Source organism: Amycolatopsis australiensis, assembly GCF_900119165.1.
Taxonomy (GTDB): domain Bacteria; phylum Actinomycetota; class Actinomycetes; order Mycobacteriales; family Pseudonocardiaceae; genus Amycolatopsis; species Amycolatopsis australiensis.
In genome coordinates, this window is sequence record NZ_FPJG01000006.1 from 7054637 (window position 1) to 7069487 (window position 14851).

Here is a 14851-nt window from a genome sequence, read left to right on the forward strand (position 1 = left end):
TCGACCTGGTTCGGGCCGCCTCTTAGGTTGGCCGCGGTAGGTTCGCCAGGTGCAGCGAGAGAGCATCGCGGTGACGATCGGGTGGCTCTGCCTGGTGGCGGTGAGCCTGGGAGTGGCCGGATTCGGCGTGGCCGTCGCAGTTGCACCTCCAGCTGATGACCCGCTGCTGTATCAAGCGGACGGGCTGGCCTCCATCGGAGTCGGCTTGTTCGGCGGGCTGCTCGCGCTGATGCCCTTCCGGCGCCGGGAGCGGTGGGCGTGGTTCGCGTTGTGGTTCTACCCGCTGTTCTGGGTGGCGCACCTGATCGGCCGGCTGCCTCCCGGGAAGGACCACATCCACCAGGTGGTGTTCATCGTGCTGTCCGTGGCCGGGCTGCTTGTCCCGGTCCGCGAGTTCTTCTCCAGAACCAGCGCGTGAGCTATGCCCGCGGCTGGGCGAGATCGGGTGCTCCGTGAGCGGGACACGCTTACCCGGATGAGGGCGGCGACGATCTACGGCACTCGGCTGGCCGGCGCCTGCCAGGTCGCGCGCTACGCGCGCGGAGTAGGAGGCCTGCGCACAGCGCCCGAGGTCGAGCGCGACTCGTGGCTGGTCACACGGGACGATTCCGGGACACCATGCTGCGCCGCCCGCCTGGCGACCGGTTCTTCTCGGGGTGGCTGGCATGGTGACTGTGGCCGTCGCACGTCGGCCGCTCTCCGAGCCGACCCCGCCCACGCTGTCCCCGCCGGCATCCGTGGCGGCGTCCCGCACCCAAGCCGACATGGCGTTCTGCGTTCCTGCACTCCACGACCAGGGCCGACCAGACCTCGCGCGGCATTCTCGGGCAACGCCGAGACGCATTCCTCAGCACCGCCTTGAGCCGACTCGACGCCGACGGTAGAAACCGGCATCACGTTGCCCAGCTTCCAGCACAGGAATAGAGCACACCGGGAATAAGTCCCCTGAGCCCGTATCTGTTGGACTATGACGATTCCAGGCCCGGGACCCCTTGGCTTACCTTTTGGTGTAGGTGACGTCGAAGTCGGGTTTCCAGGTTTCTCCGTCGCTGGAACCGTCCCATCGGGCCGTGATGAGGTGGCCGTCGTCATGGATGCCTGCCTGGAAGCGTTGGTAGAAGCCCGGTCCGGCCTGGCCGGTCATCTCCCACCTCCCGTTGTGGAAGCTCATTTGGTAGATTCTGCAGACCCCTCGCGCGTCTGCGTAGAGCACGGCAAATGTGCCACTGTGGTCGTCGAGACCGATGGCAGCATCGATCGGAAGGGGTGAGCTTTCCTGCCATTGTGGGGCGATTGCCTCGGGTGGGTCTACGTGCATGAAGAGGATTCCGCGGCTGTCGTGCCAGCCGAATGTTGCCGTGGACTGGCCCATCGGCTGCCCGTCGATCGATGCGTGCATGTCCCACGCGCCGACGAGTATATTCAGGCTCTGCAACTGCTGGTTGGGTTGGTGCTGTGTGGCTGTCATGACTGTCTGCCTCCTGCGCGGCTGGCAGCGCAACACGACAGTCACAGGTCGCAGCGGGGCTGACTTGAGAATCGCGGACCGGATCCAAAGGTGCGGATCGCTTGACGAGTTTGAAGATCGTTCGGGCGAGGGCGCGTTTGATGCAGCGTTGTGCGTCACGTGACGTCTTGGACGATGATCTGCTCCACGAACGCGATCGAATCGCTGAACGCCCGCTACCGGCGCGCGATCCGCGCTCGTGAGCATATCCCGACCGAGCAGACCGCGATGAAGTGCCTCTACCTTGTGACCCGCAGCCTGGACCCGACCGGGAGGGGCCGCGCCCGATGGACGATGCGCTGGATACCCGGGATCAACGCCTTCGCCATGACGTTCGGTGACCGCTGGGCGGGAGCCGAAACCTACTGATCAACAACGCCGGAAACACCGATCACGGCCCCCCAGGACCTGTCGGACTGCGTCAACAACGTGGCGGCTTGTGACTGGGCACCCGAGGAGTCTTCACGCCTGTGGTGAAGGCTGCGACGACGCGCCGGACACGGCGGGTGGTGACTGTGTAGACCTGGATGCGCAGCGGGAGCCAGGGCACGGAGGCGACTGTGACGGGGAGGGCGGGTGGCACGAGGGCGGGCACGGCGCGTGCGGGCAGCATGGTGATGCCGAGGCCGGCGGCTGCGAGGCTGACCCGTACCGCGAGGTCGGCGGCCTGGTAGCGGATGTCCGGGGTGAACCCGGCGTCGCGTGCGGTGGCGCGGAACCGCTCGATGCTGGCTGTCGCGCGCTGGTCGACGATCCATGCCTGTCCGTCCAGTGTGTCCGGACGCGGCGCGTGGGCGGCTGGATGGCCGGTCGGCACCACGAGCGCGACGGGGTCCTGCAGCACCAAGGTCCTGATCAGCGCGGGGTCGGCCGCGGGAGGCGGGGTGTGCACCAGTGCGAGGTCGAGTTCACCCGCGCGGAGCCGGTCGATCAGCTCGGGGCTGTGTCCGAGGGTGACGGTGGTGCGCAGGCCGGGGTGTGCTTGTTCGGCCGAGCGCAGGCCGGCGGCGAGCAGCCCGGTGTGCACGGCGGCGTCCACACAGCCGACCGCGAGCCGCGTGGGCGGCTCGCCCCGCTCGGCCCGCACGTGTTCGGCGAGCTGGTCGGCTGCGGCCAGCACCTCTCGTGCCCGGTCGAGCAGTCGCGCGCCGGTCTCGGTGAGCACCAGCCGGCGCCCCCGCCTGGCGAACACCGGCAGTCCGATGCGTGCCTCGATGGCCCGGATCTGCCTGCTCAACGGCGACGCGCTGACCTGCAGCCGGACCGCCGCCTGCGCCAGGGTGCCCTCTTCGGCCACCGCGAGCAGATACCGCAGCTCACGCAGCTCCACATCAGACACAGAAGGTCCGGTCACGGACCCAGTATGTCCTGGACAGTCCGAGCGGCAGCGGGTGTGCTGGCAGCATGATTTCCGCAGCACAACGCGCCCAGGTCTGTGTCGGCCAGACGACCGTCACGTACCTGCCGGACGGCGAGGCCCGGATTGTCCCGTCCGCCGCTTTTCCGACCACCACACCGGACCAGTGGTCCGGACTCCTCGACGGCGACGATCGGATGACGTGCAGCATCGGCGCGTTCCTGATCCGCACCCCGGCCGCGGCGGTCCTGGTCGATCTCGGCATCGGAGCGGTTGACTTCGAGGTGGCCGGGGTCGGCAGCTACCGGGGCGGCGACCTGCTCGCAAGCCTTGCGGCCGAAGGGCTACGCCCCGCCGACATCGACGCGGTCGTGTTCACCCATCTGCACCGGGACCACGTCGGCTGGGTCGGCGCAGCCGACGGTGGCCTGACCTTCGCGGCAGCACGGCACGTCGCGCACGCCGAGGAGTGGGCGTACTGGACGACCACCGACAGCCCGGTCGGCCCGGACCCCGTCACCGTGCGACAGCCCCTGGCCGAGCGGATCGAGTTCGCCGACGACGGGGACGACGTAGCCGACGGAGTCCGAGTGCTGGCCACCCCCGGTCACACTCCCGGTCACCTCAGCGTGCTGATCACCGCGCCCGACACGGCCGACCAGGTACTCGTACTCGGGGACATCCTGCACTCGACGGCACAGATCACCCACCCCGACCGGGCCTTCCGATCCAACCACGACGCGGCAGACGCCAACCGCACCCGCGACCGAGTGCTCAGCCTGGCCGACGGCACCGCCACCGTGCTGGCAGCGGGGCACTTCGCACCGACCGTGTTCGGCCGAATCCGCAACAGCACCTGGCTACCCCACGCACCGCGATAGATACCCGCCCAAGATCGGCCAGCGACTCCCGAATGATGACACTCCACAATGGGCCACACGTGGGCGACTACAGCCGGCTCATCCAGGTTGTCCGACGGCGCGCGGTCGAGACGGCTTTCAACCCCGGCGACGACCCAGGCTGCAGGGATGTCGATTGAGCACTGAAGCCATGTCGAGATCTCGACGGCACCAATTTGGAGCGGATTCGGGCTTACCGGTAGACGTTTCCCGGCGCTCGTGAACTCCTGCCGTTCTGGGCTGCTGGCATTGCTCGCTCGCGTAAATCGGTAGTGTACGTACCCGGCGGCAAGGCGGGGGGCGTCCTTACCGCCGGGGCCGATCGCGGCGCGACGCGCCGCTCATGAGGAGACGTCTCTCGCCGCACCGGCGTTACTGGCCATCGGCCAGCAGACGCTCCGGGCGCGGGTCCGCCTTGCACCCGACCGGGCTGGTGCCCTTAGAAAGCCCAGCCGCAGCCGGCGCCGCGACCTCGAGGGAGCGCGGCCGCAGCGCCGACGAACGGGATGGTCAGCGGTTCCACTCGGTGGGGCGGCCGGGACGCGGGCGACGAGTCGGCTGGGCCTGGGTGCGGGTGATGATCACGATGTACCTCCTGGTGGCGAGGGCATGACGGCCCGGATGCGGTCACCCGGATGACGCACGACCAGGCGTGCTCGCGGTGGGGCGATAGGGACCGGGTCCAAACCCACCGCGTTACGACTGATCGGGCTGCCGGCGTTTCTGATCTGGATGCTCGTCGGTTTCGGTCGGAATGAGATCCTGCGGGAGTTGCACACGATCCCGGCCGGCGCCTTTGGCGGCGTAGAGGTTGCTGTCCGCGGCGAGGACGACGTCGTCGATGGTGTCCAGCCCGAGGCTGGGCCACAGCGCGCCACCGAGGGAGACGGTGAGGTCGGTGACGGTTTTCGGGCCTTGGTCGGTGGTGATGGGGACGACGAGGACGTGGACCCGACGGCGGATGCGCTCGGCGATCGCGCCGAGTTCGCGACCGTCGACGCCCGGGAGCAGGACGACGAACTCTTCGCCGCCCCAACGGCCGGTGGCGTCGTCGTGGCGGACTTCGGAGGCGATCGCCTGAGCGACGGCGCGTAGGACCTTGTCGCCGGCCGGGTGCCCGTGGGTGTCGTTGATGTTCTTGAACAGGTCGAGGTCGATCATCAGCACGGCGAGCGTGGTGTTGTCGATCCGGGCGCGGTCCAGGGCGCGTTCGGCGATCTGGTGCCACCAGTCCGCGGAGTGCAGCCCGGTTTTCTCGTCGGTGCGTGACGAGGTGCGGAACTGGGCGAGCAGGACGCCGCGGTGCAGCGCGAGCAGGCCGATGACGATACCGACGAGCAGCCACGCGTTGTAGTTGAGCAGCCCGGCAGCGCCGAGGCCGAGGCCGAGCGCGCCGGCTTCGATGATCTGCTCGCCGAATTCGCCGATCACCTGCCCGGCGCGCATGCCGGGCGAGGAGATGAGGATCGCGCCGACCACGAGTGCGTAGTTGACGAACCAGCGCAGCACCGCGGCGACGAGGATGACGGCGAGCCCGCCGAGCCCCGCGGGCACGCCGGGGTTCGGGCCGGGCCCGGCCAGCAGGACCAGCGCGGCGGCCTGGGTGGCCAGCAGCACGGTGGCGTCGCTGAACACCCACCGATACAGCGGACGGCGGCCGCGCCAAACCCGCAGCCAGGCGATCGTGTGGGTGAGGACGATCAAGCCGCTGGCCGCAGCTGGGGGCAGCACGAGGACCGCGGCGAAGTCCCAGAGGGTCAGGCTGTCCACGAACGGGCCGACACCGGAGGTGAGCTTGCGGGCGCGCTCGATGCCGCGGGAGAGCTCGATGTGCGCGATCGCGCATGCCCCGAGGATGATGGCTGCCACGCCGTCGGCGCGGGTGACCGGGAGGACTGGGATCATCGCGCCGGTGGTGGCTGCTGCCAGGATGTCGACAATCAGGACATAGGTCAGGACGTGGCCGGGCAATGACCACAGTGCCCAGGACCGGACCCATTGCCACGGCTTACCGACCAGCGCAAACACCGGCCGTCACCCCCAGCAAGGTTCACGTCCACACATCACAACTACGGCAGCGTAACGCTGCGGGTCCGGCTCGTAACCGCGTGCTGGCGCATCATCATGAGAACCACCCGGATGGCCCAGCAGTCCATGAAGCGCCGACGAAGGAGGTGACGGGCGTGCGCAACAACACCTGGCGACGGAACAACACCTGGTCCTGACGCTCCCGCGCCGTCGCACGGCGACGTAGGCAAGGAGGTGAACCCGATGCGGAACAACACGTGGCGCAACAACACCTGGTCGCGATGAGCGCTTGTCTCCGCTTCGCGACATCCGGAAGGAGGTGACGACCATGCGCAACAACACCTGGCGACGGAACAACACCTGGTCCTGACGCTCTCGTGCCCACCGCTGTCGAGGCCCCTGCGTGCGGGTCCGCTCAAGCACCGGCGCTGCTCGCGTTTCGCTCCTGCCCCGCCCGGGGCAGGAGCGGCGCAGCCCGGCGCCAGGCCGCCGACGCCGCGACCGCCGCGAGCGTGCCGCCCAGGCCGGCGAGCCCGATCACCATCGCCGGCGTGATCGCCTGCGCCAGCAGACCGCCGGCCACCACACCGACGCCCTGCGCGGTGAGCATCGCCGCGACGGCCAGCCCGATCGCCTGACCACGGGAGGAGTCCGGCACGATCTGCACGAACGTGGTGTTGGCGACCATGTCGTAGGACGAGAACAGGCCATTGGCCACCCACAACGCCACCGTCACCCACAAGGGCGGAGCCCACGCGGTCGGGGCCAGCACCGCGCAGGTCGCCACCGCCAGCGGACCCATCAACCGCAGCCGCCACTCCGGCCGCATCCCCTTGAGCACCAGCATCCCCGCGACCGCACCGACGGGGTTCGCGGCCAGCAGCAGCCCGACCGCGAGCGTGTCACCGTGGATCTGGGCGGCGTAGGGCACCGCGAGGCCCTCCGGGATGACGTAGAACCCCGACACACACGCCAGCCCGACCAGCGCGCGCAGCCGCCGGTCGCCAGTCACCAAGGTGAACCCCGCCCGCAGCGTGCGCCACCACGTCCCCGCGCCGCGCGCGGCCAGCCCGTCCGCGGCCGGCCGGTGGGCCTGGACTCCGAAGGACAGCAGCAGCGCCGAGACGGCGAACGTCGCCGCGTCCAGGGCGAGGGTGGTGTGCGTGCCCAGCGCAGTCACCAGCGCGGCGCCCGCGCCGAACCCGGCGACGTGCCCGAGCTGATCGGTGGTGCGCATGATCGCCGTTCCCACCACGAACCGGTCACCCTCGAGCACCGCGGGCAGCACTGCGCTGCGGGCCGCCGTGAACGGGGCGTAGAGCACCTGGACCACGGCCAGCAGCACGACCATCACGACAACCGGCTGGCCGGGCAACGCCATCACCGCGACAAGCACCGCCCGCAGCCCGTCCGCGGCGACCATGACCGTGCGCCGGGGGAACCGGTCGGCCAGGCCCGACAGCAGCGCCCCACCGGCCAAGTTGGGCAAGATCGTCATCGCGTAGGTGATCGCGGCCCAGGCGGGTGAGCCGGTGCGGTCGAACACCAGGATCGACAGCGCCACGCGCGCGAGCTGGTCACCCAGGACCGACTGGACGTGCGCCAGCCAGAGGACCCGGAACTGCCCGACCCCGAAAACGTCACGGTAGGTCGCTGGCCCGGCAGGCCGTGGCATGTCCCTCATCTCTTCTCCCCCGGTCCGGCCGCGTTCGATACCTTCTGAACCCTGCAATATAGCCACGATCGGGCCACTCACCAGGGCATGGAGCCACAACTCGGTTACCGAATGCTGAACCCGGTTCGCGGCAGAATGAGTCAGCGAGACGCCGGTGCGTGTCCCTGGGACGAAAGCCTTCAGCGGGCCGCCCGACTGACGTTGGACACGGCGTTCTGCGCCCCGGCCGTCGACAGCGCTGCAAGGGGAATCGCTGGCGTAGTGGGTGGAGCAGGCCACCCCGCAAGTACCGGCACTCGCTGGAGGCGGCGGGTCATCCGATGCACTGCAGCCCGACGCCCGGTGTGATGGCCGTGGCATCGTAATCTGGCCCGCGGTTCGGCACTGTGTCCGGGACCCCCGACCGGGGGGATTCTGGCTTGCTGTGTACGAGTCGGTCGGTCGAGTGGAGGGTCGCAGGGGGACAGTGCCGGGGAGGGACCATCCGTGTGGAGCCGGAATGGTGTCCAGGGTGGAGTTGTTCGCGCTGATCCGCCGTGATGCCCGGGTAGAGGGCTTATCGGTCCGGGCGTTGGCCGAGCGGCTCGGGTGAGGTCGCCCGGCATACGAGATTGTCGACAGCGCCCGTGTCATCGTGATCGCTCGACATCAGGTGCGACACGGGGATGTGATCACGGTGCACGAGCTGCCCGAGAAGGTCCAGCGCTGGGTGAGCGACGCTGTGGGAGACGGCACCCAAGTGGCCACAGCCACCGGCCTACGACAGGGAGCCAATCCTTGGTTTTTGACGTTCGAACCGGGCGGCAGCGTCGAAGCGGCCGTGCTGCGACTCGGGAACCCCGCTGATCCCGACCATTGCCAGCGGTTCGCCACCGAAGTCGCGGCACTGCAAGTCGCCGGCAACCACCAGCTGCCCGCGGCCAGGCTGATCGCCACAGATCTCGACGGTTCCGCAGCAAGCGCCCTGGCGGTGCTGACCACCGTCCTCCCCGGCCACAGCCAGATCCCAACAGTCGCCTCCACCGAGCGGCTCCAGGGCCTGGGCGCCACAGCCGCCGCTCTGCAGGCGGTTCCGTTGGCGCCCCGGGCTGCTCTGCCACTGCGGACCCGCTCGATCGCTGACGTCGACTTCGCGGCCCAACGGCGGGAAAAGGGCACCACCGCGCTGCTGACAGTCGCTGAAGAACGCCTGGAACAGTTGCCCGCGCCCGGCGGTCCGACAGTCTTCGTACATGGTGACCTGTGGTTCGGGAACACCCTCTGGTCCGGTGACCGCTGCACCGGCCTGGTCGATTGGGACTGCGCCGGCGCCGGATCGCCGGGAATCGACCTCAGCGGTGCACGCTTCGACGCTGCCCTGATGTTCGGGCTGCCTGCCGCCGAGCAGGTACTGGACGGCTGGCAGCGCACCGCCGGCCGACGAGCCGAGCGGGTCGCCTACTGGGACGTCGTCGCGGCGTTAGGCACCCTGGCCGACATGGCGTTCTGCGTTCCGGCGCTCCACGACCAGGGCAGATCAGACCTCCACGCCGACCTCCTCGGACGACGTCGGGATGCATTCCTCAGCACCGCACTGAGCCGGCTCGACGCCGACGATCAGTAGCCAGCGGTCCGGAACCGGGCACCAGCGCCTGATGGCCCAAACATCCTCGGGAGTCAGCGCGGCACGAACGGTCCCCACGATGGCTGTCGGGCTCATCCCACGGTCTCGCACACCATGCCGCCATCACCGGCACGCACAACTCGACCAGCGGAAACACACACGAGGTGGGGGCCAAATCAGAGTGCCGACCCCGCCTCGAGAACAGCAGGTGAAGCCACAACAAGATGCCGACCGATCCCTGTAACACAGCTGCCGTGCCGGGCAGATCAGAGTGCCGAACCGGGCCAATTCGACTTGCCGAAATCAGTGTGAGCCATCCTGACCGGTTCAGCTGTCGCCGCGGCTGGCCTCGCTCGTCGCCGGCCTGGCACCAAACACCAGCGGCAACCTCAGTCGCATCCAGTAGTACACCTGAGCAACACTGACGACACTATGACGCCAGCGGCGCGCGAAACCAGCTGGCGAGGGCACCCTGCGCTGACCGGTCCGGTCGGAATGCCGCATGACATGCAGGACCGTGCCCATCGCGACTCCCGGTGCGACAGTCGTGTTCGTGCCCGCACAGAACTGAGTCGTCAGTATGCGTGCAGGCCCTCCCTGGCATGCCGAGCTTAATCGGCACCTGCCGTGATGCGCACGCATGCCGACCCGGCGCCAGGTCTGGAGGCGCGGGCACGCTAAGCACCGTTCGGCACGCGCTGGTCGAACACGGCCCGCTGTCCCGCTGACGAGCTCGCCCGCTTGGCCGACCAGTTCGGCGACAACGCCGCGGTGAAGACAGTCCCCTCAGGGCGTCCCGCTGGGTCCCAGTTGCAACGACGCGTTCGACGCGATGACCCCGACGATCGGGAACGTGGGCGGAGGTGGCCCGCGGCGGATCGACGCCGCCTGGTGTTCCGCGGTGACGGCGCTGCTCCGGCGGTCGTGTTCATACGGTGGCCGTCAGTAGAGGTAGACGTCCACGACCAGGGCCGCGAACGCGGCCAGCAGTGCGGTGCGGCCGACTCGCCGCACGGGTTCGCGGGCCAGTGGTTCGAGGCCGAGCAAGAGCGCGGCGGTGGCCAGGGCGAACACGCCGCTGCCGCTGTCCTGCCAGCTTGCAGCTTGGGCACACCGCGGCCTCAGGCTCGACAAGCCTCGCCCCCGGTTTACCCCACGCACTCGATTGACTACGCTGAAGTGAGCAATGAGCAACGGTCGTTTGCGAGGGTGGAGATGACGCAGTCCGAGTTCCTGGCGCCCAGCTCGGTCCCGGTCGGCGTGGATCCCACCAGGGCCAGCATTGCCCGCGTGTACGACGCCGCACTCGGCGGCAAGGACAACTACGACATCGACCGCGAGGTGCTGCGGCAAGTCGCCACGAAAGCCCCCGAAGTCGCCGACCTCGCCTGGTCGAACCGCAACTTCCTGACCCGGGCAGTGCGGTTTCTGGCCCAGCAGGCGAAGATCAAACAGTTCCTCGACTGCGGCTCCGGCCTGCCCACCGCGGAGAACACCCATCAGATCGCCCAGCGAGTCGACCCGGACACCCAGGTGGTCTACGTCGACAACGACCCGGTGGTCATCGCCCACGGCCAGGCCATCCTCGAGGAAAACCCGAACACGCACTTCGTCTCCGCGGACATCTTCCAACCCGCGGACGTCTTGAACAACGAGACGGTGCGTGAGCATCTCGACTTCACCCAGCCGCTGGCTTTGCTGCAGGTCGGAACGCTGCACCACTACGTCGCCGACAACGGCGCCGACCTGATGCGCGACTACATCGCCGCGCTGCCCCGCGGCTCCTTCGTGGTCATCGCGCACTTCTTCGACCCGGAGACCGACGAGTTGAGCGGTCTGGCTCGCAAGATGGAAGACCTGTTCATCCACAGCCCGATGGGCTCGGGGAAGTTCCGCACGGAACGGCAAATCCTCGAGTTCGTCGACGGCCTGGAGATCATGCCGCCCGGGCCGGGCAAGGACCCCACGCTCGAACTGTGCGACTACTGGTGGCCCGACGGGCCGAAGCTGACCCCGCTCAACCAGGTCGAACGCTGCATCGCCGGCGTCGTCGCCCGCAAACCGTAACCAACGCCGGGGACCACACCCCATCGGCCGACGCACACCTCAACGGATTTACAGGCAACCGTGGCGCATCGTGTCCGATGCGAGGAGTCGCTTACCTCGAGGTGGCGGGTGACGGCAAGGTCAGCCCGACCGGCGACGCGGTGGCACGTGCCCAGCGTCGTTCGATCGGCGCCGCCGTGTTCCCCGACCACGGCGGCAACCTCACCTCGCTGCTGCTGGCTGTCGACGACGCCGTCTACCGTGCCAAGGACCGCGGCCGCGACCGGACGGTCACCGCTCAGGCCCAGTGAGAAGGCAGATCGCCGCGGCGGAGAGCGCATTGATCGTCTAGCGAATGCGTGACCGCTACCCGCGACGGTTGGCTGCGCCGCTCGGCAGGGTCCGGCGGATGCGCCCTGCTGGGAGCAGTCGGACACCCGCGCTTCACTCCGCCGCCTGCCGCCGGGCCCTACCCTCGCTGCACGCCAAGCGCGGAAGCCGGAAACTATGTCATCGCGCCGGCAGCGGAGCCCTGGTCTCGTCGAGCTCGGCGAGGAGGTCGCCGTGCTGCTGGACGCGGTCGAGGACGTCCTCGGCAGTGAAGGTGAGCTGGGCGACGTGGGAGCAGTCCTCGACTTCGGCCCAGGTGATCGGCGTGGAGGCGGTCGGGTGGTCGCGGCCGCGCAGGGAGTAGGGGGCGATGGTGGTCTTGGCCGGGTTGTTCTGGGACCAGTCGATGAACACCCGGCCGGTGCGCTGTGCATTCGCCATGACCGCGGTGACCGTCTCGGGGGTCTCGCGGGCTAACTGCTGGGCGAGCTTCTTGGCGTAAGCCGACGGCGTGGCCGGGTCGTCGGTGGAGATGCCGCAGTACAGCTGCATTCCCTTCGACCCGGACGTCTTCGCGAACGCGGTGAGCCCGCCAGCGGCCAGGAGTTCGCGGAGCCGTTCGGCGACCCGGCAGCAGTCCACGATCGAGGTCCCGGGCCCCGGATCCAGGTCGAACACCAGCCGGTCCGGCGGACGCCGCCCACCGGCACGATCGACCTGCCACTGGGGCACGTGCAGCTCGAGCGCGGCCATGTTCGCCGCCCACACCAACGCCGCCAGCTCCTCCAGCAACGCGTAGGTGATGGTGCCTTCGCCGCGACCGGAACGGGAGCCGGTGCTCGGCAGCGCGACGGTGGGCAACCAGTCGGGGGCGCCGTTGGGCACGTTCTTCTCGAAGAACTGCTGCTTGCCCTCACCGACACCGTCGGGGAACCGGATGAACGTGACCGGCCGACCGGCGAGGTGCGGCAACAGCACCTCAGCGACATGCGAGTAATAGTGGACGACCTCACCCTTGGTGAAGCCCGACGGATACAGCGGCTTGTCGAGGTTGGACAAAGTGAGGCGCCGGTTCCCGGCCTGGACGGTGACCTTCGGCCCCAGCTGTGCCGGCGCGGCTGCCGCCCGGCTGGGCTCGTTTCCACGCGGGGTCGACCGCCGACCCGGTGCCGGAGCAGTCTCGGCGTCGACGCGTTCGCGGGCGTGTGGGGCGAGGACGTCGGCGGGTTTGCGGTCCTTGCGCAGGCCGCGCCAGGAGGTGTGGCGTAGCCGGCCGGCCCCGCGGGTGAACTGCCGGAACACCACCTCCCCGACGAGCTCAGGCTGCACCCAGTGGGCGCGGACGGTGTCTTCGCGCGGCGGGGTCACCGCGAACGGGTGGCGGCGCCGCTCGATGGCCTCCAGGCGGGTAAGCAGCTGCGCTCGGGCGGCTTGACTGAAGCCGGTGCCCACGTCGCCGATGTAGACCAGCTCCCCGGTGTCCGGGTCATGCCCACCCAGCAGCAGCCCGCCGAGCGAGCCGGACAACCGGTTCTGCCCCGGCCGCCACCCGCAGATGATGACCTCAGTGGTCTGGATCAAGGCGTGCTTGAGCCAGTAGGCAGGGCGTTTGCCCGGCAGATAAGGCGAGCTGAGCAGTTTGGCGACCAGGCCCTCGTGGCCGGTGGCCGCGACATGATCGAGCAGGTCCTGCGGGGTCCGGCGGTCCGCGGCCAGCTCGGTGAAAGTGAAGCCGCGCACCACCGAGACCCGATACGGGTCCGGCATCGACAGCGCCGCAAGCTGGGCGCGACGCTTCTCATAGGGCTCGCGCAGCAGCGAGGTCGTGCCGAGTTGGAGCAGGTCGAAGGCAAGGAATCGGACCGGGGCATCGTCGAACGGCTCGGTGCGGCGGGTCGAGGCGCGGTGGGTCTGGTAGCGGCCGCGGCGTTCTTGAAGGAGCCCGAAGTCGATCTGTCCGTTCTGGTTGTAGGTGACGATCTCGCCGTCCAGCACCGCCGGGCGGCCGTCGAGGGCGGGAGCGAGTACGCCGGCGAGGTCGGCGAACTCGTGGGTGAAGTCGATACCGTTGCGGCTGGTGAGCATGGTGGTGCCGTCGGCGGCGGTCTGCATGCAGGCCCGGTAGCCGTCCAGTTTGTACTCATACGCCCACTCCGGGCCTTGTTGGAGCCGTCCGCCGTCGACCTTGGCCAGCATCGGCTCAACCCACTGCGGGACCCGGGACGACGCAGCACGTCCAGCCATGCGCAGCCTCCGTCCCGAAATCACCACCGCAGTGTCTCGACGGTAACCCGTTCGGCGCAGCTTCGCTGGGTCTGCGCTGGTCAACGCCCTAACCGGTGACACTCGGTGCCACCTCAAACCCCTCTGCGGCAATGCTCCGAGCGCCGCGGGAAACCCACCACCGAATCCAGCCCGGAGGCCATAAAGCGCAGGCCGTACCCCTGGACAATGCCCTGTCATGTTGAGTTCCGTGCGCTCGGCTGCCCTTTGCTGACCGTCTCTCGCTGTCGGCTCGACCCGGCCGGAACCTTCGATCGGTCAGGCGCTGATCCGGTCGGTGAGCAGGTCGGCGACCGTGCGTGGTTCGCGGCCGAGGAGTTGGGCCAGTAGTGGGTCGGTTTCGGCGAAGTGGCCGCTTCGGGCAGCGTGAAAGAACCGGATCAGCATGTGAGCCAGGGGCTCGGGTGTGCCGGCCGCGATCTTGTCGGCGAGCCACCGCTCGTCGTCGACGACGACTCGCCTGATGTCGCGACCGGTGAGTTCGGTGACCGTAGTGGCGATGTCGTCGAAGGTGACGGCATGGCGCGCGGTGAGGGTGACAGGACCGTCGAAGGGACGCTGCCCGGTGAGGATGATCGCCGTGGCTTCGGCCGCGTCGGCGCGGTCGGTCCACGAGACTGGGCCGTCGGCTGGCGCGGCGATGACACCGGTCTGCTGCCACGGGCCGAGCAGCCAGTCGAGACTGTGCGCGTAGAAGCCGTTGCGAAGTGAGGTCCAAGCGACTCCCGACTGCGCGAGCAGTGCTTCGGTGCCGGCGTGCTCGTGTGCCGGGTCGAACGGGCTGTCGCTGCGCACGTTCTGGTGGCTGGTGTACAGGATGCGCTGGGCCCCTGCGGCGACCGCGGCCTTGATTGCATTGCGGTGTAGGCCGATTCCGTCGGCGTCGGGGTCGTTCTGGGACACCAGCAGTACCTGTTCGGCACCCTCGAACGAGTCACGAAGTGCGGCCGGGTCGTCGTAGGAGCCACGCCGTACGCGCACGCCGCGGTCGGCGAAAGGCTGTGCCTTGGCGACGTCGCGGACGCTCACGCCGATCCGGTCCGCGGGGATGCGCTTGAGCAGATGCTCGACGGTAGCGCCGCCCAGGGCGCCGGTCGCGCCGGTGATGACGATCACGATTGTT

At 68.9% G+C, this 14851-nt stretch carries 12 protein-coding genes and 1 pseudogene; 6 read left to right on the forward strand and 7 right to left on the reverse strand.

Annotation, left to right across the window (positions count from 1 at the left end; translation table 11 throughout):
- Positions 1-49: 49 nt before the first annotated feature.
- Positions 50-418, forward strand: a complete 369-nt coding sequence (locus BT341_RS34300) for a hypothetical protein (RefSeq protein WP_072480189.1) — start codon at positions 50-52, stop codon at positions 416-418.
- Positions 419-997: 579 nt separating this feature from the next.
- On the opposite strand, the gene BT341_RS34305 is transcribed toward BT341_RS34300, so the two are convergent.
- On the reverse strand, positions 998-1468 hold the full coding sequence (locus BT341_RS34305; RefSeq protein WP_072480190.1) for a hypothetical protein: 471 nt from the start codon (positions 1466-1468) through the stop codon (positions 998-1000).
- Positions 1469-1642: 174 nt separating this feature from the next.
- On the opposite strand from BT341_RS34305, the pseudogene BT341_RS34310 reads away from it, so the two are divergent.
- Positions 1643-1876, forward strand: a pseudogene (locus tag BT341_RS34310) (transposase); the annotation flags it as partial.
- Between the two features lie 52 nt (positions 1877-1928).
- Here the strand turns inward: BT341_RS34310 and BT341_RS34315 are convergent.
- Positions 1929-2861 (reverse strand): LysR family transcriptional regulator, encoded by a 933-nt coding sequence (locus BT341_RS34315; RefSeq protein ID WP_177328964.1) that lies wholly within the window; start codon positions 2859-2861, stop codon positions 1929-1931.
- Positions 2862-2911: 50 nt separating this feature from the next.
- Here BT341_RS34315 and BT341_RS34320 point away from each other — a divergent pair, with 50 nt between their 5' ends.
- The gene (locus BT341_RS34320) at positions 2912-3745 is read left to right on the forward strand and encodes an MBL fold metallo-hydrolase (RefSeq protein WP_072480192.1); all 834 of its coding nucleotides are present in this window, start codon (positions 2912-2914) and stop codon (positions 3743-3745) included.
- A gap of 714 nt (positions 3746-4459) precedes the next feature.
- Here BT341_RS34320 and BT341_RS34325 read toward each other — a convergent pair.
- Together BT341_RS34325 and BT341_RS34330 are read right to left on the reverse strand one after the other, a co-directional pair.
- Positions 4460-5668: a GGDEF domain-containing protein gene (locus BT341_RS34325; RefSeq protein ID WP_084743291.1), complete on the reverse strand. Its 1209-nt coding sequence runs from the start codon at positions 5666-5668 to the stop codon at positions 4460-4462.
- A gap of 538 nt (positions 5669-6206) precedes the next feature.
- Complete coding sequence (locus BT341_RS34330) at positions 6207-7475, reverse strand: MFS transporter (protein ID WP_084743098.1); 1269 nt, start codon at positions 7473-7475, stop codon at positions 6207-6209.
- Positions 7476-8142: 667 nt separating this feature from the next.
- Between BT341_RS34330 and BT341_RS34335 the strand changes: the two genes are divergently transcribed.
- Positions 8143-9069: an aminoglycoside phosphotransferase family protein gene (locus BT341_RS34335; protein ID WP_245805214.1), complete on the forward strand. Its 927-nt coding sequence runs from the start codon at positions 8143-8145 to the stop codon at positions 9067-9069.
- A 942-nt stretch (positions 9070-10011) separates the two neighbouring features.
- Here the strand turns inward: BT341_RS34335 and BT341_RS47495 are convergent.
- A complete protein-coding gene (locus BT341_RS47495; protein ID WP_281256022.1) occupies positions 10012-10143 on the reverse strand; it encodes a hypothetical protein in 132 nt (43 codons plus the stop codon).
- A 141-nt stretch (positions 10144-10284) separates the two neighbouring features.
- Between BT341_RS47495 and BT341_RS34340 the strand changes: the two genes are divergently transcribed.
- A complete protein-coding gene (locus BT341_RS34340) occupies positions 10285-11136 on the forward strand; it encodes an SAM-dependent methyltransferase (protein WP_072480196.1) in 852 nt (283 codons plus the stop codon).
- A gap of 77 nt (positions 11137-11213) precedes the next feature.
- The gene (locus BT341_RS46985; RefSeq protein ID WP_245805215.1) at positions 11214-11426 is read left to right on the forward strand and encodes a nucleotidyl cyclase domain-containing protein; all 213 of its coding nucleotides are present in this window, start codon (positions 11214-11216) and stop codon (positions 11424-11426) included.
- 199 nt (positions 11427-11625) lie between these two features.
- On the opposite strand, the gene ligD is transcribed toward BT341_RS46985, so the two are convergent.
- Positions 11626-13689, reverse strand: coding sequence for a DNA ligase D (ligD, locus tag BT341_RS34350; RefSeq protein ID WP_072480198.1), 2064 nt, complete (start codon positions 13687-13689; stop codon positions 11626-11628).
- Positions 13690-13986: 297 nt separating this feature from the next.
- On the reverse strand, positions 13987-14844 hold the full coding sequence (locus BT341_RS34355; RefSeq protein ID WP_072477543.1) for an NmrA family NAD(P)-binding protein: 858 nt from the start codon (positions 14842-14844) through the stop codon (positions 13987-13989).
- Positions 14845-14851 lie beyond the last annotated feature (7 nt).